This window comes from Sphingobium sp. TomTYG74, from assembly GCF_055393875.1.
Genome location: NZ_AP027341.1, coordinates 452,405 through 475,807, shown reverse-complemented (window position 1 = coordinate 475,807; position 23,403 = coordinate 452,405). Strand labels below are relative to the sequence as shown.

The following is a 23,403-nucleotide window of genomic DNA, read 5'->3' as shown; positions in this document are numbered from 1 at the left end:
TGAAAATTCCCCACGCCTTTCAAACAGTCCGCCGAGGGGCGAAACGCTTGGGCGGGGTTAGCGAGGCTAAATGGCCATGGCAACTGCGGCCATGGTACTCTGGGCCAAGCAGCTCTCGGTCAACCCGCCATACGCCCCGGCTGATCGTGCGGCAGGCGACGCGGCTGGTCCGGCCATACGCCGCGCGTATCGTAAACCGCCTTGCCGAAGCGCTCGTCCACCGGGACTGATTTGAACATATCATGATCAACCAGAATGACGAAAACGCCGCATTGTTCCAGAGCCGTATCGAGATCGATGAGTTCCGCCCCGGTGCCCGCAAACTCCATGGGCAAAGCCTGCGCGTAGGGCTCAACCAACTTGATGCGGCGGCCGTAACGACGGGCCAGACGGCTCGCCACTTTCACGGCAGGACTTTCCCGGAAATCGTCGATATTTGCCTTGAAGGCCAGGCCGAGACAGGCGACGTCTTCGCCCGGAAACTCGTCGATCAGGTCCGATACCTTGGCAACGACATGGTCGGTCTTAGCATCATTCACCTCGCGCGCAGCGCGGATCAGGCGGCTGTTCTCCGGATCGCCATGCACGATGAACCAGGGATCCACGGCGATGCAGTGCCCGCCGACACCCGGCCCGGGTTGAAGGATGTTCACGCGCGGATGACGGTTGGCGAGGCGGATCACTTCCCACACGTCGATGTCCATGCCTTCCGCAATGACGGACAGTTCGTTAGCGAAGGCTATATTGACGTCGCGGAAGCTGTTTTCGACGAGCTTCACCATCTCGGCAGCACGCGCGCTGGTCGTAATGCAGGCTCCGCGCACGAACTGACGGTAAAAGGCCAGTGCTTTGCGCGCGCATCGCGGCGTTATGCCGCCGATGCAACGGTCATTGTCGATCAATTCGACCAGAATGCGGCCCGGCAGAACGCGCTCCGGGCAATAGGCGATTGCGACGTCCCCGGCCGTGCCTGGCCCCGGCATTTTTAGGTCAGGGCGAATCTTCGCGAACAGGTCCCGCATCGCCTCGGTAGTGCCAACGGGCGAGGTGGATTCCAATATGACCGTGTCGCCCGCTTTCAATACCTCAGCCACAGTCCGCGCCGCGTTCAGCACATAGGAGATGTCCGGCGCGCGATCTTCCGCAACCGGCGTGGGAACAGCGATGATGAATACGTCGCTAGGTTCGACTGTCAGGCTGGCTCGCAGATTACCCCGTGCGACCACGCCCTGCACCAGACCGTCAAGATCGACTTCTTCGATGTGCACTCGGCCTGAATTGACGGTTTCAACCACATGAGCGCTGACATCGACGCCCACAACATGCGCTCCACCACGGGCGATAAGGGCCGCAGTCGGCAGCCCGATATAACCCAGCCCGATGACGGAAACCTTCTGCTGCTTGTCGATAGGCATGCAATAATCCCGGAAAATCTATCAGTTGCCGCTGTTTTTGAAGGCAAATGCTGAAGATTCCGGTAACGAAGGATCCCCGGACGATCAGGTCGGAAACTGTTGGCGAACGCAGGATCAGTAGACGGGCGCGGCCAAGCTATGCCGCCTCCTCCAGACCTTCCGCCTCGACGCTTCCCGACGCGATGACGGCCGCGATCCGCTGCGCCGCGCGCCCATCGCCAAAGGGATTATGCGCCCGTGCCATCGCCCGATAAGCCTCGTCATCGTCGAGCAACGCCAAGACCTCACCAACAATGCGGGTACGGTCGGTGCCCACCAACTTGGCTGTCCCTGCCGCCACGCCTTCAGGGCGTTCGGTAGTTTCGCGCATCACCAATACCGGCTTGCCAAGCGACGGCGCCTCCTCCTGCACGCCTCCGCTGTCGGTCAGGACCAGATGGCATATGTCGAGCAGACGCACGAAATGCGGATAGTCGAGCGGCTCGATCATCGCGACGTTCGACAGCTTCCCAAGGACCGCCTCCATGATCGGGCGCACATTGGGATTGGGATGGACGGGGAAGATCACTGCCACATCCGGGCGCGCCGCGATGTCGGCGATGGATCGGGCAATCGCTTCCATGCCCCCGCCGAAATTTTCCCGTCGATGGCTGGTGACGGCGATGATGCGCTTTCCTGCAAAGCGCGACGCCAGTTCATCAAGGCCCGCCGCGAGCGCAGGCATGCCCGCAATCCGCTCGCGCGTCGCGAGCAGCGCGTCGATCACCGTGTTGCCGGTGATGTGAATGCTGGCCGCATCGCGATTTTCCCGCGTCAGGGCATCGGCCGCCGCCCCGGTGGGCGCAAAATTCATGTCAGCCACGCAAGCGACGACGCGCCGGTTCACTTCTTCAGGCCAGGGATGATAAATATCCCCACTGCGCAATCCCGCTTCCACATGCGCGACCGGAATTTGCCGATAATAGGCGGCGAGGCTCGCGACCATGGTCGTCAGCGTGTCACCATGCACGACGATCCGATCCGGCTTCTCCGCATCGAACGCCTTGCCCAGATCGACGATCAGCTTCGCCGTAAGACCATCCAGTGTCTGGTTCGGCGTCATCACGTCAAGGTCGATGTCCGGCTTGATACCCGCAATGTCGAGTACCTGATCCAGCAACCCCCTATGCTGCGCCGTGACGATCACGCGCACGTCGACATGATCCCGCGCGCGCAACGCGTGAATGACGGGAAACAGCTTGATCGCTTCGGGGCGGGTCCCGAATACCACCGCAACTTTCATCTTTGCCCCCTGATGCGAGCCTTTAAGGCTACCCCCTGCCAGCAAATCGTAACCATCCCCTGAACAAGGGGTAATTCCGACGCGCGCTTTCGCAGGTGCGATGACCTATGCTAGGGCGCAGTCAATCCTTCATTTTTTCGAACGAGGCAGCGGGTAGTTTATGAAGATCACGATGATCGGCACGGGATATGTCGGCCTGGTATCGGGCGCCTGTTTCGCCGATTTCGGCCATGACGTCGTGTGCGTCGATAAGGACGCTGGCAAGATCGATGCGATCTTGTCCGGCCGCATGCCGATCTATGAACCCGGCCTTGATCAGCTCGTCGCCAACAACGCTGCGGCCGACCGGCTGACCTTCACCACCGACCTCGCTGCGGGGGTCAAGGGCGCGGACGCGATCTTCATCGCCGTGGGCACGCCCTCGCGCCGTGGCGATGGCCATGCGGACTTGAGCTACGTCTATGCCGCCGCGCGCGAAATTGCCGAAGCCGTGGACGGCCCGACGGTCATCGTCACCAAATCCACCGTGCCGGTCGGCACGGGTGACGAGGTTGAGCGCATCGTCCAGGAAGTACGCCCAGACCTTGATATCCGGGTAGTCTCCAACCCGGAATTCCTGCGTGAAGGCGCGGCGATCAGCGACTTCAAGCGCCCGGATCGCGTCGTCGTGGGCACCACCGGCAACGAACGGGCCATGACCGTCATGGCGCAGGTCTACCGGCCGCTGAACCTCAACCAGGCGCCCGTCATGTTCACTGGACGGCGCACAGCGGAACTGATCAAATATGCCGCCAACGCCTTCCTCGCGACCAAGATCACTTTCATCAACGAAATGGCGGACTTGTGCGAAGCTGTCGGCGCCGAGGTGCAGGACGTGTCGCGCGGCATCGGCCTCGACAATCGGATCGGCAGCAAGTTCCTTCATGCCGGCCCCGGCTATGGCGGCTCCTGCTTCCCCAAGGACACGCTCGCGCTGGTGAAGACGGGGCAGGATTATGACACCCCGATCCGCATCGTGGAAACGGTGGTGCAGGTAAATGACCTGCGCAAGCGCGCGATGGGCCGCAAGATCGTGAAAGCGCTGGGCGGCGAAGCACGCGGCAAGACGGTTGCTCTGCTCGGCCTCACCTTCAAGCCCAACACTGACGACATGCGCGATGCGCCCAGCCTCGCCATCGTGCAGGCGCTGGAAGATGCTGGCGCTCGCATCGTTGCCTATGATCCCGAAGGCATGGAGGTCGCCCGACCGATGATGTCAGGCGTCACCATGGCGAAAGACGCCTACGAGGCCGCGACTGGCGCCGACGCACTCGTGCTGGTCACGGAATGGGATATTTTCCGCGCTCTCGATCTCAAGCGCCTTGCCGCTTCGATGAACAAGCCTCTGCTCATTGACCTGCGCAACATCTATCCCCGCAGCGAAGCCGAAGCAGCAGGCTTTGCTCTCACCCGGGTGGGCGGCAAGGGCGTCATCTGATGAATGTTCAGCCGGAGGGGGGCCGGGATGATCTCGGTCTTCCCCGTCTCCATCATTGGCTGATCGCGGCAGCGGGTCTGTTCGTCGTGACCCTGACCGTCCCCGTGATAGCGGGCTTCGTCTAAAGCCACTCGCAATCAAGCCTTAAGCTTCCACCCGCGCTTGAGCAGGACATAGCACAGCAGTGCCAGAGCGACGTTGAGCACCAGCAGAACGATGCTTCCCACGACCACATCCCCGTCCGCCGCCGCAACGAACCCATAGCGAAAGCCCGATATCGCGTAGAAAAACGGGTTGGCATGGCTGATCGCCTGGAACACTGGCGCCAGCCGGTCAATGGAATAGAAGGTGCCCGACAGCAGCGTCATCGGCCCGATCACGAAATTGGTGATCGCGGCGGCATGATCGAACTTTTCCGCCCAGATCGATGTCAGTACCCCGATGAACGCTGTCAGCGCCGCCCCCATCAGGCCAAACCAGACGATCGCCCAGGGATGCGCCGGTGTAACATGCACACCCGGCCACAGCGCCATCGCCCCCCACAGCGCCAGCCCCACACAAAACGCCCGCGTCACCGCCGCACCGACCAGCGCCAACAGCAGTTCGCTATTGGACAACGGCGGCATTAGATAGTCGATCAGCGTACCCTGCATCTTCCCCGCCAGCAGAGAGAAGCTGCTGTTGGCAAAGGCATTGTTCATCATGCCCATGATCATGAGCCCCGGCGCGATGAAATCCGCAAAGGGGACGCCCAGCACCAGCCGGTTGGCGCCGCCCAACGCGATCGAGAAAATAATGAGGAACATCAGCGTGGTGACGGCAGGCGCCCAGATGGTCTGGAGCTGCACCTTCATGAAGCGGCGCACCTCTTTCTGGTAGAGCGCTCGGGTGCCCGCCCAGTTGACGTTGCGGATGACAAGCTCACCCGGCTCGTGAAAAGGAGGAGGCGAAGAGGCGGATACGGAAAATTGGGGCTGTTCGTTCATGCTTCGATCGACTATCGGCTGGTCTGTTGTGCCGCAAGGGCGTTGTGCACGGGCTTTAACCTGTGCAGGCGCGTCCCATATAGGGCGCTAGCCAGAGAATTTGAGGAGTCATTCATTGTCCTGGACCGACGAGCGTATCGACCAGCTCAAGGGAATGTGGGAAAAAGGCCTGACCGCCAGCCAGATTGCGGACGAACTGGGCGGTGTCAGCCGCAACGCCGTGATCGGCAAGGCGCATCGCCTTGGCCTGCAATCGCGCCCTTCGCCCGTAAAGCCGAACGAGGCGCCCAAAAAGGCTGCTCCCGTCCGCAAGCCCGCGCCCGAAGCCGAAGCGCCCAAACCCGCCGCGCCCGTGCAGCATAGCGCGCCTGTTCCCGCACGCCCAGCCCCATCTGTTGCGTCTGCGCCCGCACAATCTGCCGCAGCTCCTGCCGCGGACGCACCTGTGCCCGCGCCGCAGCCTCGCATCATATCGGTTGGTCCGGGCGGTTTCCTTCGCCAGGGTCCCGGCGACCAGCAGGCGCCGATTCCGCCTGCCCCTCCCCGCCGCTTGGTCCCTGCCAAGCCTAGCCCGGAAATCGCAGGCAAGACGTCGCTGCTCGACCTGACCGAGCGTATCTGCAAGTGGCCGATGGGCCATCCGGGCGAACCGGACTTCCACTTCTGTGGTGAGGCCGTGAACCCCGGGTTCCCTTATTGCGTGGAACATTGCGGCCGTGCGTATCAGGCTCAGCTGCCGCGTGGCACGCGCCGTCCGCCTCCGCCCCTGCCTTTCGGCGGTCCGCGCGTTCGCTGACCCTTCGTTAGCTCTGAAATTTGAAGGGGCCGGTCGATGAGACCGGCCCCTTCTTCATAGCTCCTGCTTGCACCCGCCGCCGACCCGCTTATAGCTTGTGCGCATGTCCGATCTGTTCGCGAGCCAGCCGCTTTCCTCCTCCGGTTACGATGCATCCTCCATAGAAGTGCTCGAAGGACTGGAGCCCGTTCGCCGCCGTCCGGGCATGTATATCGGCGGGACCGACGAACGCGCGCTGCATCATCTCGCCAGCGAAGTGCTCGACAACAGCATGGACGAAGCGGTTGCGGGGCACGCCACCCGCATCGAAGTCACGCTGGAACCCGGCAACAAGCTGACCATCACCGACAATGGCCGGGGCATTCCCGTCGGCATGCACCCCAAATTTCCCGGCAAATCGGCGCTGGAGGTGATTCTCACTACGCTTCACTCCGGCGGCAAGTTCACCGACAAGGCTTATGCGACCTCCGGCGGCCTGCATGGCGTAGGCATCAGCGTCGTGAACGCGCTTTCGATCGTGACCGTCGTGGAAGTTGCCCTCAACAAGGAATTGTTCCGTCAAAGCTTCGCGCAAGGATTGCCCACCAGCGGCCTCCAGAAGATCGGCGCGGCACCTAACCGGCGAGGCACATCGGTCAGCTTCATCCCCGACCATGAAATTTTCGGCGAGCAAAAGTTCAAGCCGGCCCGCCTTTACCGGCTCGCCCGTTCCAAGGCCTATCTATTCGCAGGCGTCGAGATCCGCTGGAAATGCGCCCCCGAACTCATAAGCGACGATACGCCCGCCGAAGCCGTGTTCCAGTTCCCCGGTGGCCTTGCCGATCATCTAAAGGAACAGGTTGGCACACGCGAATGCGCCACCAGCGCCTTCTTCTCTGGCAGCCAGGATTTTCCTGACACTGCGGGCCGCGTGGAATGGGCGATCGCCTGGCCGCTTTGGTCGGACGGCAGCTACAGCTGGTATTGCAACACCATCCCGACACCCGACGGCGGCACACACGAAACAGGGGTGCGCGCCGCTTTGGTCAAGGGTATCCGCGCCTTCGCCGAACTGGTCGGCAACAAAAAGGCGAAGGACATCACCGCAGACGACATCGTGACCTCTTCGGAAATCATGTTGTCCGTCTTCATCCGTGATCCCCAATTCCAGAGCCAGACCAAGGATCGCCTGACCAGCCCGGAAGCCGCTCGCCTCGTCGAGAACGCGGTGCGCGATCATTTCGACCATTATCTGTCCGACCATATGGAGCGCGGCAAGGCGCTGCTCGCCTATGTCATCGACCGCATGGACGAGCGCCTGAAGCGCAAGGCGGAAAAGGAGGTCAAGCGCAAGACCGCGACCTCGGCCCGCAAGCTGCGACTACCCGGCAAGCTCACCGATTGCTCGACCGACGATCCCGAAGGCACGGAAATCTTCCTGGTCGAAGGCGATTCGGCAGGCGGTTCGGCCAAACAGGCGCGCGACCGCAAGACGCAGGCGATCCTGCCCCTTCGCGGCAAGATCCTGAACGTCGCATCGGCGAACAACGCGAAGATTCTGGCGAACCAGGAAATCGCCGACATGATCCTGGCGTTCGGTTGCGGCACCCGAAAGGACTGCAATCCGGATAATCTGCGTTACGAGCGTATCGTCATCATGACCGACGCGGACGTCGACGGCGCGCATATCGCGACGCTGCTCATGACCTTCTTCTTCCAGGAAATGCCGGAACTGGTGCGGCGCGGGCATCTCTATCTCGCCCAGCCGCCGCTTTACCGCCTCGTTGCAGGGGGCAAGAGCCTCTACGCCCGCGACGACGCCCATCGCGAAGAATTGCTGCGCACCGAGTTCAAAGGAAAGAAGGTCGAAGTCAGCCGCTTCAAGGGGCTGGGCGAAATGAACCCCGGCCAGCTGCGCGAAACGACCATGGACCCCAAGACCCGCAGCCTCATCCGCATCACCCTGCCCGATGACATCGAGGATCGCCAACAAGTGCGCGAACTGGTCGAGCGCCTGATGGGAACCAACCCGGCTCACCGCTTCGCCTTCATTCAGGAAAACGCGGCGACGGTGGACGAAGAAGCAATCGACGCCTGACCCTCTGGCGGGCGAGCATCGCCGCGCGACAGTGCTCCCCCTCCGGATTTCGTGGCTACCGCAGCATTAACCACTGCGGGCGACGGGATGTTCAATCTTCCGCGCGATACGGGCAAGCATGTCAGGCTTCGCCCAGATCCTTCGCATCGCACCGCTTGCCGCACCGGCTCTGCTGCTGTCGGTTCAGAGCGGCACCGCACTCGCGCAACCCCTCGCGCCGTCCGGAATCACCAGCGCCACGTTGAAGGGCACAGACTACGGTCAGGCCGATCGCCTGGCGTCCACCTTGCTCGCAGGCGGCATGAGCCGCCTCGCCGCCATCAGCGCGCAACAGGGCAGCACGTCATCCTTCAACTGGGCGCCGCCAGTCGCCGAACCGCAGGCTATCGTCAACGACAGCCGCATTGGCCGGACACTGTCGCTGATGCCCGGATGGGAACTGCAAGGCATCCGTCTGACGCTCAGCCAGCCTGCACTCAGCTATAAGCAGCCCGACCTCGTGCCCACCTTCATGCGCGACCTCATCACAGCGCCTGCGGCCACCTTCGCCATACCAAAGCCCACCCCGCTGCCATCTGCTCCAGCGCCGCGCGCCGGACAGCCAGACATCTTCGGATCGGTCGCAATGGCAGTCAGCCGGACGCCGCTCGACGACAAATGGGCCGCCGCCCGCTCCGCTCCGGCTACAATCCTGTCGGCCAGCCTCCTGCGGTCGGCGCGCGCCGCCGCCGGACTACGACAGGTGGAGATGGTGAATAGCTGGGTCAACAGCCGCCTGCGCTTCGTTGACGATCGGCAGGGCCGCGACAGCTGGGCTTCAGCCAGCCAGTCGCTCCAACGCGGGGCTGGCGATTGCGAAGATTACGCCATCGCCAAGATGCAGCTTCTGGAAGCGGCGGGCTTCGACCGCCACGCCATGTTCCTCGTCATTGCGCGCGATCTGGTGAGGCAGGCCGATCACGCGGTGCTGGCAGTGCGCGTTGGCAGCGACCTGATGATCCTCGATAATATGACGGATCGGGTGCTGCCTTCTTCAGAGGTCAGCGACTATCGGCCGATCATGAGCTTCAACGCTTACGGACGCTGGACCCACGGCTATCGCGTAACGAAGCCACAGCCGGTCCAGTTCGCCGCTCGCTGAGCGCGCCCACCGTCTTACCTTTCCCGCAGAGCCTCCGACCGCGCCTTCATGATGGGCTTGAGCAGATAGGCCAACACCGACTTGCGGCCCGTCAATATCTCCACATCGCACACCATGCCCGGCGTAATCGGCAGCTTGTGCGCGCCCGTGCCTAGCCATGCGCGGTCGGTTTCCACAACCACCGTGAAATAGGCCTCCCGCGTCGCTTCGTCATAAACGCTGTCAGCCGAAACCTGCTGCACGGTCCCGCTAAGGCCCCCATAGATCGAAAAGTCATAGGCAGTCACCTTCACCACCGCGCGGTCGCCGGTCTTGATGAAGGCAATGTCGTTCGGCTTCACCCGCGCCTCCACCAGCAGCTTGTCACCGATGGGGACGATCTGCATGATCTTCTGCCCCGCCGTCACGAAGCCGCCGATGGTCGTCACCTGCACATCGTTGACCACGCCATCGACGGGCGAACGAATTTCCGCGCGTTGCGCTCGGCCCTTCGCACCACGCAGGGACTCGCTATTGACCGCGATCTTGGCCTCCAGCTGGCTGCGTTCGTTCAGCGCATCCTGCTTGAACTGAAAATTCGCCTCGGACAATTGCGCCTGCGCCTCGCGGATCGCGGCCGATGCACGCGACGCCTGCTGCTGCGCCGCGTTGAGCCGTCCCTGCGCGTCCACCAGATCACGCCGGGCGTCGAGCAGTTCGGTCTGCGGGATGATGGACTTCGCCGCTAGCGGCTCCAGCATCGCCACCCGCTGCCGCGCCAGCTGGACGCTGCCACCCAGGCTGTCGATCGTGGCCTGCGCCTCGCCCAGTTCGCGCCGCCGCTGTTCCACCTGAGCGGAAAGCCCATCCTGCTTGCTGCGGAGCGCCGATTGGCGGACTGCGGCCAGCGCCTGCTCCTGCTGACATTCGGGGCCGCCCGTAGCGCAATTGGCCCCTGTCCCGGTGCCTTCCTTCTCCAGCCGTCCCGCCCGCGCCGTCAGCGATCGCGTCTCGGCCTGCAACTGTCCCAGTTCGGACGCCAGCATCGCGTCGTCCAGACGCACCAGCAACTGGCCCTTGCTGACCTTCTGCCCCGACCGGACCAATATCTCCTCGATCGTGGTCGGCTCGGCGGACTGGATGACCTGCGCTTTGCTGGACGGGATCACCCGCCCCTGCCCGTGCGTCACCTCATCCACCGGAGCAAGGCTGGCCCACAATAGGAACGCGAGCATACCCCCGCCGCTATACAGGATGACCTGCTTGTTGCCCGGCTGCCCCCGCAGCCAGTTGATCCAGCGCCCCATCATGGTTTTGCCTCTTGCATTGCATGTTCATCGGCAGCGAGCGCCACCGCCTTCGCCTTTTCCTGCGCGGCCAGCATGCTGGTGAGAGCGCCGCCGCCTTGCGAAGGATCGGGAATGGACAGCTTCCATCCCTTGGTCGGGTCCATCCGCCCGCCCACATCATTGGCCGCCCGGCGTTCGGGCAGCGCCGCAACCGGAGGATAATCGATCTCCGGCTCCTTCATCGCCACCATCTGCGATGGATCGAAGGCAGGGATATATTCACCCCCGGCATAGCGCCCCGTAAAAGCACGCGGCAGCCCCCATGCGCCCGGCCAGCGATAGAAGATGTGTGCGCCAATCTTCACCAGCTTCGCCAGATGCGGCGCCCATCCAGGGAACACATAATCGGCATGATAATGGGTCGCCGTGCCAACGCTCGGTTCAACCTGTCCCGCCAGCGCCGCCGCCGCGATCCGCTGTGCCCTATTCCACAGGACGGCCATAGGCCGCCGCGCAAGTGACCCATCACATACGAAACTGAACTGGCACACTGACGCGTTGAAACGCTGATACACCACGCCGCACACCGTCTTGGCGAAGGCGGGATGACGCACACGGTTGAGAACGACCTGTGCTACCGCGCGCTGTCCGCTTTCCGGTTCAGCCGCTGCTTCATAATAGATCGCCTGCGTCAGGCATTGCAGCGCGCGGCTCCTGTCCTCGCCTGCGGATTGAAGTGCGTGGAAAGGCGATGCTGCGGCGATGGCTCCGGCCGCAAACCTGAGCCTGCCATTCTGCGCCTCCGCCTCCTGCCCGATCGTTAAGGGCGCGGCTTCGCTCTCTGTGATTTCAACCAGCGCGCGATATTGGCGGGGGATGGCGGGCGCACCGTCCATGATCTTCGTTTCGACGGCAGCCTTGGGTACGTCGTTCCCGCGCCAGCCAACCGTTCCCGCCGCCAAGGCTACAACAAGCGCCCCGCCGAGGCCGAGCATGCAAACCTCAGTCGCTGGCAACCTCCATGTCCGCCCGATCATTGGACCGCTCCTTTTTGAAGCTGCCCAATAACCTCGTCGCGCGGCCCGTCCGCCAGAACCACACCCTGGTCTATCACGATCAGCCGGTCCACGATCCGCAGCAGCGCGTGGCGGTGCGTCGATACGATCAGCGTCTGTTCGGGCTCCAGCGCCTTTGCCAGATGGTCGACAAACAGATTTTCCGTCTGATTATCCATCGCCCCGGTCGGCTCATCGAGGAAGAGCAGCCTGGTCGGCTCCACCAACGCCCGCGCCAGCACCAGGAAGCTCCGCTGCCCGCCCGACAGGCGACTGCCGCGCTCACCGATGTGCAGGTCGAACCCGGCGGCATCCCGCCCGAAGAAGCGCGAGGCCCCCGACCGCTCCAGCGCGTCCAGCAGCTTCTCATCATCTGCGTCCCGCGCGCCCAGCAGCAGGTTTTCCCGCACCGACCCGCTGAACAACTCCGCATCCTGCCCGACATAGCGGAAGGCAGCACGCAGTTCGTGCGGATGATATTGGCGGCTGTCCACATCATCGATGGTCAATATGCCGCCGCCCGGAGGATAAAGGCCGCACAGCACCCGCCCCAGCGTCGATTTGCCCGACGCCACGCGCCCGATGATGCCGATCCGTTCGCCCGGTTCGATGCGCAGGTCGATGCCCTTCAGGCTTGGCTGCGACGCGCCCGGATAGCTGAACTCCAGCGCCTTGGCGACGATCGCGCCCTTGCGCACCTTGGGGATGATGCCGCGCGCTCCGTCCAGCCGTTCGTCCGGCTGGTCGATCAGCGTCTGGAGGCTGCTCAGCGTCGTCATCGCCTGCCGCGCTCGCACGATGACGAAGGCCAGCTGTCCAACCGGCGCCAATGACCGGCCAGCCAGCATCACGATAGCGATGATCGCACCCATGGTGATCTCGCCCGCCGCGAACATGTAGAAGCCGCCGATCACCAGCGCTATGCTCGTCACCTGCTGGCAGAGTGACGCCAGTGTCACGCTGGTCGAACTCAGCCGCCGGAGCTTCTCCTGGGTCGATGCACTCATCCGAGCGTAACGGCGCCACCGGTCCAGCATCCGACCTTCGGCGCGGCATGCCTTCAGCGTCTCCATACCCCCGATCGCCTCCACCAGCGCGGCGCTTTGCAGGCTCGAGTCCGCTTGCGCATCACGCGACAGGCTGGCCATGGAGCGCTGAAGGAAAAAGCCCGCTATGGCCATGATGCCGATCATGACGACAGGCACGACCGCGAGCCAACCGCCCAACAGCGCGATGATGGCGACAAACAGGAAGAGGAAGCTGATATCGACAACCAGCACCACGGTGGTCGATGTGAAAAATTCGCGGACGCTCTCAAATTCCGACACGCGCCGTGCCAGCGCACCAGTGCTGCCCGCACGGCTGGCGAGCGGCACGTTCATCACCTTTTCGAACAGCCGCTGCGAGAGCCGCTCGTCGATTTCCCGGCCAGCCTCATCGACCAGCCGCGCCCGGGCGAGCCGCAAAGCAAAATCCAGCCCAAAGGCCAGCATGACACCCGCACCTAGCACCCAAAGGCTGGAAGCGGCCTTGTTCGGAATGATCCGGTCATAGACGTTCATCGTGAACAGCGGCAGCGCGAAAGCGAGAAGGTTGATGATCCCCGCCGCCAGCATGACATAACCAAAGGACCCACGCGCCCGCCAGACTTCGCGCCAGAACCAATGCTGCCGCGCCCGTTCGTCCCACGGCCTATCCTCGGCCCGTTCGCGGCCATGATCGGCCATGACGGCCAGCGCTTCACCCGTGAAATAAGGCTCCAGATCGGATAGCCGCGCCCATACCGGTTCGCTCGCATGGGGCAGTTGAACCAGCGCGTCGCCCTGCTTGATGTCCAGCAGGAGGAGAAAGCGCTCACCCCTCAGCGGGAGGATGGCTGGCAGGTTGGCGGGCCGCCATTTGTCCAGCCGTCCGCGAACATGGTCGCTCAGCAGGCCAATCTGATCCAGCGCGGACTCCGCCTGATGAAAAGGCAGGCGCCCTGATTCATCGACGGCAAGGCCTGCGCGCAAAGCCACGATACCCGGCGATCGATCGAAATGCCGCGCCACATGGCCGATGCATTCAATCAGTTCGTCACCGGGCGAGCCCTGATGGTCCAGCCATTCGGCCAGACTTAATGTGCTTCGTTCCAACATTGTTTACCCCGCGCCACCCCAGCCGAAGCCGGGGTGACCCCAAAGATGGAAACTTCAGCCCGGATAGCGCCGCCGCTGCAATTCGGCGGGCGGCAGGTCCGGAACATCATATTTCTTGCGCGCATAGGGATTGGCGCCCGAAGGCTGGGCTATCCCCAGAGTGTCGAGCAGCTGATTGGTCGCCGCCAGAATCTGATATTGCGCGAAGATTTCGGAGAAGCGGGCCGTTTCCGTCCGCACCTGCGTATTGAAGCGGGTGTTCTGGCTGTCGAGCACGTCGAGCAGCGAACGGCGTCCCACGTTGAACTGCTCGCGATAGGATACCAGCAGCGAGTCCGAAACCGTCGCCTGCCGCGACAGGTCGGTCAGCCGCTTCTTTTCTGTGTCCCAACGGTTCCAGGCGGTGCGGACATCCTCTTCCGCCTCACGCTGACGTTGGCTGAGGCGGAAACGCGCCTCGCTCGCCCGGCGCGTCATTTCCTGGACCTTCGCCCGGTTGATCCCGCCATCGAACAGCTGCCAGCGCAGGACGACTCGCCCCTGCACATCGTTGGTGCTGCCACGGAAGCCATCCACATCCTCACCGACGCGGCCGCGCCCTTCCAGCACAACCTTCGGCCCGAGATCTGACTCTGCTTCATCCACGACTGCATGCGCCGCCTGGATGTCTGCCTCCGCCTCCCGGATCAGCGGGTTGTTAGTGCGCGCGCCTGCGATCGCTTCATCCAGCGTCGGCGGCACGGCGCTCGTCACCGCATCGGGCATCGATACCTGATCGATCGAAAGACCGGTCAACGTGCGGAAACTGATAGCCGCATTGGTCAGGTCTTGCTCTGCCTCGCTCTTGCGGACCAGCGCGGACTGCAGCCGCTCTTCGGCCTGCTGCTGGTCAGCAATGCTGATCGACCCCTTCGACACACCCTCGCCCAGGTCGCCGAGCAGCTTACGATGGAAAGCGATATTATCCTCCGCCGCAGCGACAACACGCTGCTGGAGCATATAGTCCAGATATTGCCGCGTGACGTTCAGCGCGACGAACTGCGACCGTTCGCCGACGCGCAGCGCCGCGCCATCGATCCGGGCAGCCTGGCGCCGCTTTTCCGCGCTGCGATAGCCCGAATCGAACAGCGTCTGTTCCGCCAGAACGCTCGCTTCCAGTGGATAAAGCGTCTGGTCGCCGATGCCGAGCGTCCGCCGCGTGTTATTCTCCAACCGGCGAATGCCAGCCGATCCTTCCACGCTGACCCGGGGCAGATACAACCCCTTGGCCTGTTCGCGTTCGAACTCGATCGCTTCCTTGTTCTGGATCGCCTGGTTGATTTCCGGATGGCTGTCGATCGCGGCCGCGATGGCGCTCTTCAGGTCCGTGGTCTGTGCCCAACCGCTCGTTACCATTGTCGCGGCGCACAGCGCCATCAGGCTGCCGCATGTCTTGCGCAGGATTGTCATGATTGCGCTCCCCTCAATTCGTGCTGGCAGTGACTTCGACCCGACGGTTCATCGGTTCGCGCACATTGTCGGCAGTTTCGATTTTCAGCTGGGTCTCGCCCAGCCCGCTGACGGTCATTGCGTCCATCGCGATGCCGCCCTGGCTCATCAGCCCGGCGACATTCTGCGCCCGACGCAGCGACAAGCCGTCATTATAGCGCGTCCCGCCCGACGTATCGGTGTAGCCGGTGACGCCAAACCGCGTCCAACCGCACTGGGCGGCCGATTGCGTGATCTGGTTGATCGTCGCGGCGCCCTCGGGCAGCGGCGTGTCCATGTTCCAGTCGAAGAAGATGGACACCGCCGGTGCCGTGCAGTCCAGCGCGGGTGGGGCTGATACTGCGGCCGGCACCGGCGGCGGTGGCGGCGCCGAAAGGCGTGCCACAAAGTCGTCGCACTTATTGATGCTGTCCGCATCCTTAGTGCCGGATTTCATGAAGCCCAGCGCAATGCCGCACTGGTTCTTGGCCTCCACGGCCCAGGTCCAGCGGCTGTCCTGCGCTGCCCGTAGGATTGCGTCGGACGCCGCCGCAACCGCCGTGTCATAACGGCTATTGAGCGCGCCCTTGAGCTCCGAATTGCCCATCTGCAGCAGGGGCGAGGCAGGTGCCGCGAAGGCCCCCGTCGACATCATCCCCGCCGCAAGGCCGAAGGAAGCGATGCTTCTCAACCTGTTCCGCATAATCATTCTCCCCCAAATATTCCCGCGAGAAATCCGAACCATGACGATCACCCGTGAGCGACCGCCATCGCTTCATGCGCGACCATCGCCGCATCGAAGACACTGGCCGCCATCGCCATCAGATGGCCTGCATCGGCAACCTCACCAGCGAAGGGATTGAGCAGCACAGGCGCATGCTCGCCCCCCGGCAATGCGGCCAGCAGTGCATCGATGTCCGGCGCTCCTGCATCGCCTAGCGCTTCGGCCACCACCTGCGCAGCCTGGGCATTCGAAGCCGCCTCATGCACCGCGGCAAGCGCCGCAGCATTGGCGTCGAAGGTCGGCAGCTCGACGGTTTGAGCGAGCAAACCCTGATGATCGTCCAGCGCGGGCTGCGCCTGGCCATCATCATTGGCGGCATGAACCGATGCATCATCGCCGCCCAAAAGCGTCGAATCGGCCGGAGCGGTATCGTCGCTGCCACTGTGGCTCGTCTGCTCAACCGGCTGGTCATCGACTTGGCCGTCCTGGGTTTCGCTCGACGCCGACATGCTTATGTCATCGTCGTTCGCAACGGGCTCCGAGACGCTGCTTGTCGTAGCCTCCGGAGCGGCATCCGTGGTCGTATCATTTCCGGCAACGACCGGAGCAGGCTCCTGCTCCGCCGTCTCGGCAGCACCAGCCACCGCGACCAGGCTTGCCGCGATGAGCGCCTGATTGAAGCTGCTGGTGGTGCTTTCCACGGTCTTGCTGGCGTCGCCGTCTTTGGAACCCGTCGCGAACATCACGTCGCCCACGGTGCCCTTGGTGCCATCCGTGCGGGTAAAGGTCGTTTCGCCCAGCACCGTCACGTCACCGTCGGCCGCCTCATAGCCCGGGCCATGCGGCGTCAGGTTGATCGAAGCGATGCCCATGTCGGCCAGCGACTTGAACTCGCCGCCATCGACCACGCCGTTGCTGTTCAGATCCTGCCAGACGCCGAATTCCGCAAAGGCCGCGTCGTCAGCGTCAAACACACGGTCGCCATTGCTGTCATAGGCAAGGCGCAGACCCTCCAGATCGCTCGTGGCCCCCGGCGCATCGTCGGCAAAGACGATGTCGTAGGAACCGCCAACCGCATGAGCGAGCAGGCCATCGTCGGAAGAGACCCAGGCCGTGCTGACCAGACCGCTGCCATAGTCGTGAGTGACGTCTGCAGAGCGCGAGAGGAACTCAAGGCCGTCACCGTCGAGGTCGAGGGCGACCGGTGGAACACTGGTGGCGTCCACTAGGACCCCGATTGCGATCGGCGTCATCGGATCGCCGTCGCCGTCCGTGCCGTTGACCTGGAAGTTGAGATTCTGGTCGGTCGGAAGAACCAGCCGAGTGACGGATACAGCGGTTGCGAAACGGACCCCGCCGTTAGCATCGACATTGTCGATCCGCAGCTCGCTGAACTCGATCGAAGGGTCGATCGTCACCACGCCCGCTGCCGTCACCTGGAAATTGCCGCTCTCCGTGGCCGCCAGCGAACCGTCGGCATTGTAGCGGTTGGCGGTCCAGGTGAAATCGACCGGACCCTGCTGAACCTGCTGAACGGTCAGCGACAGTGAGTCGAGCAGGTCCGCATTCACCCACGGATTGTCGTTTCCGACCGCCCCCGGATTGTGGAATTCCATGCTGAACCACTCGCCGGGATCAGTCCACTGATTGCTGACGCCGAAGCCCGGCTCGCTGACGTTGACGCCGTTGCCGTTGGATTCGAATTCAACCCGGCCGGTTTCGTCGGCTGCGGTGTCGTCATCGTCTTCCAGTTCACGGAAGCTGGGACCACCTGCGCTAAGCTCGGCGAACGAGATTTCCTCCGTCGTCACCTGTTCCGCGTTGATCAGGTCGAACCGGTAGGTGCCATCGGCGTTGACCGTCAGCTTGAAAAGGTCGTCCGTTGTTCCCGCCGTATGGGTCGTTCCCACCTCGGCCAGCAATTCAGTGCGGAGGAACTGTCCAGTCTGAGGATCGAAGACATCGGTTTCCGTGTAATGGACGCCCGTGATCGCCGGGCCGGTGATGTTGAAGCCAGTGGACGAGGCGCCATCCGAGCCGAACTTCATCGAGAATTGGCCCGTCGCAAAGTCGCCGGTGACGTTGTCGACCGTGATTAACTCCGCGCCGCGCTCTTCACCCACGGTGGGTGCCGAAACAGGGCCGTCATCATGGAAGCTGATCAGGCCCGAAATATCGACCGGTGATGCTGTCGTGACGCTGTCGCCATCGGCATCCACGCGCGTCACGTTTACGCCGACATGACCTGCCAACATTGACACGGCCTCATCAAGGCTGGCGGTGTTGGGATGCTGCAGAGACAGGTATTGCTCAACCTTGACGACACCAGACGCGTCGATGGAAATCGCAAAGGCTGCCTGATTGGCGAAGGCGCCGCTCGCGACCCGGCCGACGATAAGGCCATTTTCCAAAACGAGCGTGATTGCGGAACCGTCGGTAACCGCCAGGCCGGAGGCTGCGTTGCTGACGACCAGACTGTAGGTCAGCGAGCCCTGTCCATCAGCGCCATAGCCGCCGCCGACCGTCACGACCGACTGGCCGCTGGTTGCCGTGCTGAGCAGCAGGCCGCCGCTGACGTCGAGATCATTACCGATATTGCTGACCGCCAGCGTCGGCGCACCACCCGCGAGGGCTACCGTTTCGTCGAGCTGCGCGATGGCCCCTGCATTCAGCGTGGCCGAAACGGTTGGGCTGTCATCATCGATCGTGATCGTGATGGAGCCGGTGGCGCTCTCATTTTCAGCGTCCGTCACCGTCACGCCAATCGTCAGTGTGGCGTCATTCTCGAAGCTGGTGTTCGGTGCAGGCGCCGCATGCTTGACGGGAGCCAGCAGTTCGAACTGATAGGCTCCTGTCGCAACATTGGTGATCGTCAGCTTGAACACATCGGCGCCGGTGACCGAATCCTCGCCGGTGAGGATGTGATTGACCGGGTCCCACACCGTGCGGATGACGTTACCTGCCAAGCTGACCAGGCCAGTATTGGCAACTGCTGCGAGCGTAATGCTGCCAGGACCGTCATTACCATAGCTGAAGCCGGAGAGAGTTCCCGTCGTGAGCACGTCAGCGCCCGCAACGTCACCCGACTGCGCAATGGTGATACCATTGGCCAGACCGTCTTCATCGACAGTGATCGACGCTGCGGCCGAACTGATGGATGGCCCGGTATCGGTCAGGCGAACGGTGAAGGTCGCCGTCGCCGTGTCCCCGTCGCCATCCTTGATCGTGTAGGTGAAACTTTCGTCCACCGGCGCATAGGGCGAGGTGATGTTATGATTGGATGTATAGAGCAGCGTGCCGCCCGCCCCGATCGCGATGGTGCCGCCAAGGCTGCCGGTCGCGATGGTGATGGCAGGCGTGCCTTGCCCGTCCGCTCCATAGCTGTCGTTCGCCAACAGTTCAGCCACCGTACCGACATTCACGGCCGATGCATTGTCGTCGACCGTCTCCAGCAGGCCGTCATTGGCGGCGGACGGCACGTCGTCCGACACCGCCACATTGACCGTCGCCGTCGCGCTGTCGCCGTCCTGGTCGGATGCCACGACCCCGATCTGGCCGAGCTGCGCGGTGTCATCCTGCGTGAACAGCGGATGGCTGTCATAATTGTTGAGCAGGGTCGCGGTGACCTGCGCCGTGCCGTCGCTGTTCGCGCCGATAGAAGCGGGCGGCGTCAGCGTCAGCTGCACAATCTTCACCGGGCCGTCCCAACCCTCGATCAGCGTGGCGCTGACCCATTCCCACGTCAGGCCGCCGCCCAACCCGCTCAGATCCTCCGAGAAGGCAAAGCTGGTGAGTGCATCGGAACCCGCCCTGAAGCTGACATTGCCCGATTGGAAGTCCGGGCCTGCCGACGTGCTGCCATCCGACAGATTCTGGTCATCGACCAGCAGGTTCAGCGCCGGGCCAGCGGTCGGGTCCGCGCCATCACCGATGGTGATGGTCTGCACGTCCTGCGCCACGTCATTGTCGGCGTCAGTCACCTTGACGGTGAAGCTGATCGACTGCGCCACGCTCTGGTTTAGGTTGCCCGCAGCAGCAAAGCTCCAGGTGCCATTGGCGTTGACCGTCAGGGTGCCCTTGCCCGTGTCGATCGGTGTGCCGAGCGCGTAGGGCGTGCCGTTGAACACCACCTGCGTCACATTGCCGGGCTGATCCGCGCCAACCACCTGCGACCAGGTGCCGTTGACGCTCGCCCCTTCGACGACGCTCGTCGGGCCGATTACGTCCAGCGTCGGCACATCGTCCGACACCGCCACATTGACCGTAGCCGTCGCGCTGTCGCCGTCCTGGTCGGATGCAACGACGCCAATCTGGCCGAGCTGCGCGGTGTCATCCTGCGTGAACAGCGGATGGCTGTCATAATTGTTGAGCAGGGTCGCGGTGACCTGCGCCGTGCCGTCGCTGTTCGCGCCGATAGAAGCGGGCGGCGTCAGCGTCAGCTGCACAATCTTCACCGGGCCGTCCCAACCCTCGATCAGCGTGGCGCTGACCCATTCCCACGTCAGGCCGCCGCCCAACCCGCTCAGATCCTGGGAGAAGGCAAAGCTGGTGAGTGCATCGGAACCCGCCTTGAAGCTGACATTGCCCGATTGGAAGTCCGGGCCTGCCGACGTGCTGCCATCCGACAGATTCTGGTCATCGACCAGCAGGTTCAGCGCCGAGCCAGCGGTCGGGTCCGCGCCATCACCAATGGTGATGGTCTGCACGTCTTGCGCCACGTCATTGTCGGCGTCGGTCACCTTGACGGTGAAGCTGATCGACTGCGCCACGCTCTGGTTCAGATTGTTGGCAGCGGCAAAGGTCCAGGTGCCGTTGGCGTTGACCGTCAGGGTGCCCTTGCCAGTATCAATTGCCTGACCCAGCGCATAGGGTGTGCCATTGAACACCACCTGCGTGACGCCCGGCTGATCCGCGCCAACCACCTGCGACCAGGTGCCGTTGACGCTCGCACCCTCGACCACGCTTGTGGGACCGGCCACGTCCAGTGTCGGCGCGTCGTCCTGGACCGTCACGTCGATGCTGGTGACGGTCGACACGTCGCCATCGCTGTCAGTCGTGCGGACGGAGAAGCTGTCACCCGGCTGTGCATCCTCTGCGCCGCTGATGCCGTCGCCATCATTGGGATTGAAGTCCGGATGGGTCGGATCGTTGACCGCCAGCGTATAGCTGTAGCTGTAATGGCCCAGGCCGTCCGACGTCACCGTCAGCGTGCCCGCATCGCCCTGCACGACGACCGGCGAACCAACCGTCGCGCCAGTCACGTCGATCCAGGCGCCGTTCTTGTCCTGCACCTCGACCGTGTCCAGCGTATCGCCGCCGGTCGTGATCGTCATCGATCCCGTTGCGGTTTCACTGTTCCCCGCAGCCGCCGACCCGTTCGGCAGCCCCGCTTCCGAAACGACGAGGTCACCGACAGTGACGGTCGGCACGGAGTCGCCCGCCAGCTGGATGGTCACCGTCGCGGTCGAGCTGTCCCCGTCCCCATCGGTGATGGTGTAGGTGAAGCTGTCCTGCCCCTCTGCACCCGCATTGGCGGTGTAGAGGAACACGCCGTTGCCTTGATAGACCGCCGTGCCCAGGCTCGGCCCACTAGTCAGGACCAGCTTTCCGCCAGCGACGGTCAGGTCGACCCCATCTGCCCCCAGCGTGTCGGCGCCCCCCGATCCGCTCAGCGTGCCCGCGCCTGTCACGACATTGATCTGAACGGTCGCATTTTCCGAAGCCTGCGCTGCGACATCATACCGCGCGGTCGGCAGGTCATCGACGACCTGAACGTCGATCGAACCCGACGCCGTCGATCCGTTCCGATCCGTCGCCACGATGGCGAAGTTCTGGAACAGGCTGTCAGCGCCCGCCACGTCATGGTTCAGGCTGTTGTCGGTCAGGACAAAGCTGTAGGTGAAGGTGCCAGCCGTCGGTGTCCCGCCCTGCTGCGCCGTCGCAGTGAAGCCGGTGATCGTCAGCGTGCCGAGCGGCGTCGTCACCACTTCTCCCGGCACGAATGCGCCGTTGTTCAGCACTGTCACGCCACCCACGGTCACGGAGGTCAGACCGTCCGCGCCAGACACGCCGAAGGACCCAGTCCGCGTCAGAGCCGCCGCATCGGGCGAACTGCCGTCAGACAGGTCATTTTCCAAAACGACCAGCTCAGCGCCCTCAGCGCCCGGCTCGCCGTTCACGCCGGTGATGGTCACGCCATCGTCCGCGCCGTTGATGGTTATGGTCAGCGTCGCGCTGGATGTGTCGCCATCCGCGTCCGTGATTGTATAGGCAAAGCTTTCGGTCAGCGTCTGACCCGGCGTCAGGAACTGAACCGCCGGGTTGTCATTCGCCAGCGTATAGCTGTAGCCGCCGCCCGCGCTGATCGTCAGCACGCCATAGGTGCCCTGGAAGGTCCCAGTAGTGGTCACGCTCGCGCCGTCGGCGCCCTGCACGTCAGCGACGCCGTCGGTCGTGTTGGCATCAGCCCCGCCGCTGCCGGTGAAGAGATTGCCGTCGGCCACGACCTGGCCGTCCTCGGTCACGCTGTCGGCGTCGTTCGTTGCGGACGGTGCATCGTCGGCGATGGAGATGGTCAGCGTGGCGGTCGCCTGGTCGCCGTCGCTATCGGTCACCACGACGGTGAAGATTTCGACAGGCGGCGGGCCTACGACATTATCCGCCAACACGTAGCGATAGCCGATCTGCCCATTCTCGATCGAGGTAATGATCAGGGTGCCGATCGGTGTTTCGAAGGACTGGTCGACAGCGGTCACCGCCACGCCGTTGATCGTAACAAGAGACGGACCATCGTCAGCTGAAAAGATGATGGTGCCGCTGGTCTGCTCACCATCACCAGCAGCGGCCGATCCGGCGGGCTCGCCACCGCGCGCGGGCAAGCCCGCTTCGCTGACGCCAGCCGTGGCGTCGGTCGCACCGGCCGGCTGATCTGGCGTGACGATCAAGACTTCCGGCGTGTCATCCTCATCCGGCGCGATGGGGAGGATTTCCCGCTCTTCAGGCTGCGTAAAGGCCAATTCGGTCGGTGGGAGCAGATCGCCCAGCGCGAAAGGATCACCGATCGCACCATCATCCGCCAGGAAATTGCCGCCAGAGCTGCGGGCTGGCCCGGCGGCGGGCTGCGGTTCATCGCCGATCAACAGCGCCGCAAGGTTGACCGAAGGGATTTCGACGTCGCCGACAACGATGTGCGGCATTACGACCGCGCCGTCCAGGATTACCATCTGGGTGCCGTCAGGCAACGTGACGATCAGGTTGCGGCCATCGACCTCTATTTGATTGATGTCGGTTCCGGCAGGAAGGACGACGACGCCGTCAGGGCCTGCGGCCACCGTCCGCATTGTGCCTGGCTGGATGTTGTGCCCCTTCACCCGAGCGGCGAGTGCATCCAGGACCGGGTCATGCGCCTGCTGACGGTCAGCGGCGGCATCGGCATTCCATTCGCGCTCGAAATCCATCTTTCCATCCCACCTGTCGTCATGGGACGGATCAAAGAAGTGCGCAGAAGAGCGCTTCCTCAACGCGCATGCATTGAGAAATGCCATCTTCATCGACTCATGGCATTAGCGGATCAGCTA

At 63.3% G+C, this 23,403-nt stretch carries 14 protein-coding genes; 5 read left to right on the top strand and 9 right to left on the bottom strand.

Annotated elements, in window-relative coordinates; genetic code table 11:
* Window positions 1-119: 119 nt before the first annotated feature.
* Both wecC and wecB read right to left on the bottom strand, forming a co-directional pair.
* A complete protein-coding gene (gene wecC, locus ACZ5TB_RS02495; RefSeq protein ID WP_464788431.1) occupies window positions 120-1,415 on the bottom strand; it encodes a UDP-N-acetyl-D-mannosamine dehydrogenase in 1,296 nt (431 codons plus the stop codon).
* A gap of 136 nt (window positions 1,416-1,551) precedes the next feature.
* Window positions 1,552-2,697: a non-hydrolyzing UDP-N-acetylglucosamine 2-epimerase gene (wecB, locus tag ACZ5TB_RS02490; protein ID WP_464791891.1), complete on the bottom strand. Its 1,146-nt coding sequence runs from the start codon at window positions 2,695-2,697 to the stop codon at window positions 1,552-1,554.
* 160 nt (window positions 2,698-2,857) lie between these two features.
* Here wecB and ACZ5TB_RS02485 point away from each other — a divergent pair, with 160 nt between their 5' ends.
* Together ACZ5TB_RS02485 and ACZ5TB_RS02480 are read left to right on the top strand one after the other, a co-directional pair.
* The gene (locus ACZ5TB_RS02485; protein ID WP_464791890.1) at window positions 2,858-4,174 is read left to right on the top strand and encodes a UDP-glucose dehydrogenase family protein; all 1,317 of its coding nucleotides are present in this window, start codon (window positions 2,858-2,860) and stop codon (window positions 4,172-4,174) included.
* Complete coding sequence (locus ACZ5TB_RS02480; protein ID WP_464779223.1) at window positions 4,174-4,299, top strand: hypothetical protein; 126 nt, start codon at window positions 4,174-4,176, stop codon at window positions 4,297-4,299. The genes ACZ5TB_RS02485 and ACZ5TB_RS02480 overlap by 1 nt, the downstream gene beginning before the upstream one ends.
* Window positions 4,300-4,311: 12 nt before the next feature.
* Here the strand turns inward: ACZ5TB_RS02480 and ACZ5TB_RS02475 are convergent, their stop codons facing one another.
* Window positions 4,312-5,160, bottom strand: a complete 849-nt coding sequence (locus tag ACZ5TB_RS02475) for an ABC transporter permease (RefSeq protein WP_464779222.1) — start codon at window positions 5,158-5,160, stop codon at window positions 4,312-4,314.
* A gap of 115 nt (window positions 5,161-5,275) precedes the next feature.
* Between ACZ5TB_RS02475 and ACZ5TB_RS02470 the strand changes: the two genes are divergently transcribed.
* From ACZ5TB_RS02470 to ACZ5TB_RS02460, 3 genes are all read left to right on the top strand, one after another.
* Window positions 5,276-5,956: a GcrA family cell cycle regulator gene (locus tag ACZ5TB_RS02470; protein ID WP_464779221.1), complete on the top strand. Its 681-nt coding sequence runs from the start codon at window positions 5,276-5,278 to the stop codon at window positions 5,954-5,956.
* A 103-nt stretch (window positions 5,957-6,059) separates the two neighbouring features.
* Window positions 6,060-8,033 carry a DNA topoisomerase IV subunit B gene (parE, locus tag ACZ5TB_RS02465; protein WP_464791889.1) on the top strand — a complete coding sequence of 658 codons (1,974 nt, stop codon included), beginning with the start codon at window positions 6,060-6,062 and terminating at the stop codon, window positions 8,031-8,033.
* A gap of 118 nt (window positions 8,034-8,151) precedes the next feature.
* Entirely contained in the window at window positions 8,152-9,174 is a 1,023-nt protein-coding gene (locus ACZ5TB_RS02460) for a transglutaminase-like cysteine peptidase (RefSeq protein ID WP_464791888.1), read from the top strand.
* Between the two features lie 14 nt (window positions 9,175-9,188).
* On the opposite strand, the gene ACZ5TB_RS02455 is transcribed toward ACZ5TB_RS02460, so the two are convergent.
* From ACZ5TB_RS02455 to ACZ5TB_RS02430, 6 genes are read right to left on the bottom strand one after another with little or no spacing between them, the layout of a single operon-like run.
* On the bottom strand, window positions 9,189-10,463 hold the full coding sequence (locus ACZ5TB_RS02455) for an HlyD family type I secretion periplasmic adaptor subunit (protein WP_464791887.1): 1,275 nt from the start codon (window positions 10,461-10,463) through the stop codon (window positions 9,189-9,191).
* Complete coding sequence (locus ACZ5TB_RS02450) at window positions 10,460-11,437, bottom strand: cell wall hydrolase (protein ID WP_464791886.1); 978 nt, start codon at window positions 11,435-11,437, stop codon at window positions 10,460-10,462. The genes ACZ5TB_RS02455 and ACZ5TB_RS02450 overlap by 4 nt, the downstream gene beginning before the upstream one ends.
* 38 nt (window positions 11,438-11,475) lie before the next feature.
* Window positions 11,476-13,635, bottom strand: a complete 2,160-nt coding sequence (locus tag ACZ5TB_RS02445; protein ID WP_464791885.1) for a type I secretion system permease/ATPase — start codon at window positions 13,633-13,635, stop codon at window positions 11,476-11,478.
* A 54-nt stretch (window positions 13,636-13,689) separates the two neighbouring features.
* A complete protein-coding gene (locus ACZ5TB_RS02440; protein ID WP_464791884.1) occupies window positions 13,690-15,084 on the bottom strand; it encodes a TolC family protein in 1,395 nt (464 codons plus the stop codon).
* Between the two features lie 13 nt (window positions 15,085-15,097).
* Window positions 15,098-15,805 carry an OmpA family protein gene (locus ACZ5TB_RS02435; RefSeq protein ID WP_464791883.1) on the bottom strand — a complete coding sequence of 236 codons (708 nt, stop codon included), beginning with the start codon at window positions 15,803-15,805 and terminating at the stop codon, window positions 15,098-15,100.
* Window positions 15,806-15,852: 47 nt separating this feature from the next.
* Entirely contained in the window at window positions 15,853-23,283 is a 7,431-nt protein-coding gene (locus ACZ5TB_RS02430; RefSeq protein ID WP_464791882.1) for a beta strand repeat-containing protein, read from the bottom strand.
* Window positions 23,284-23,403 lie beyond the last annotated feature (120 nt).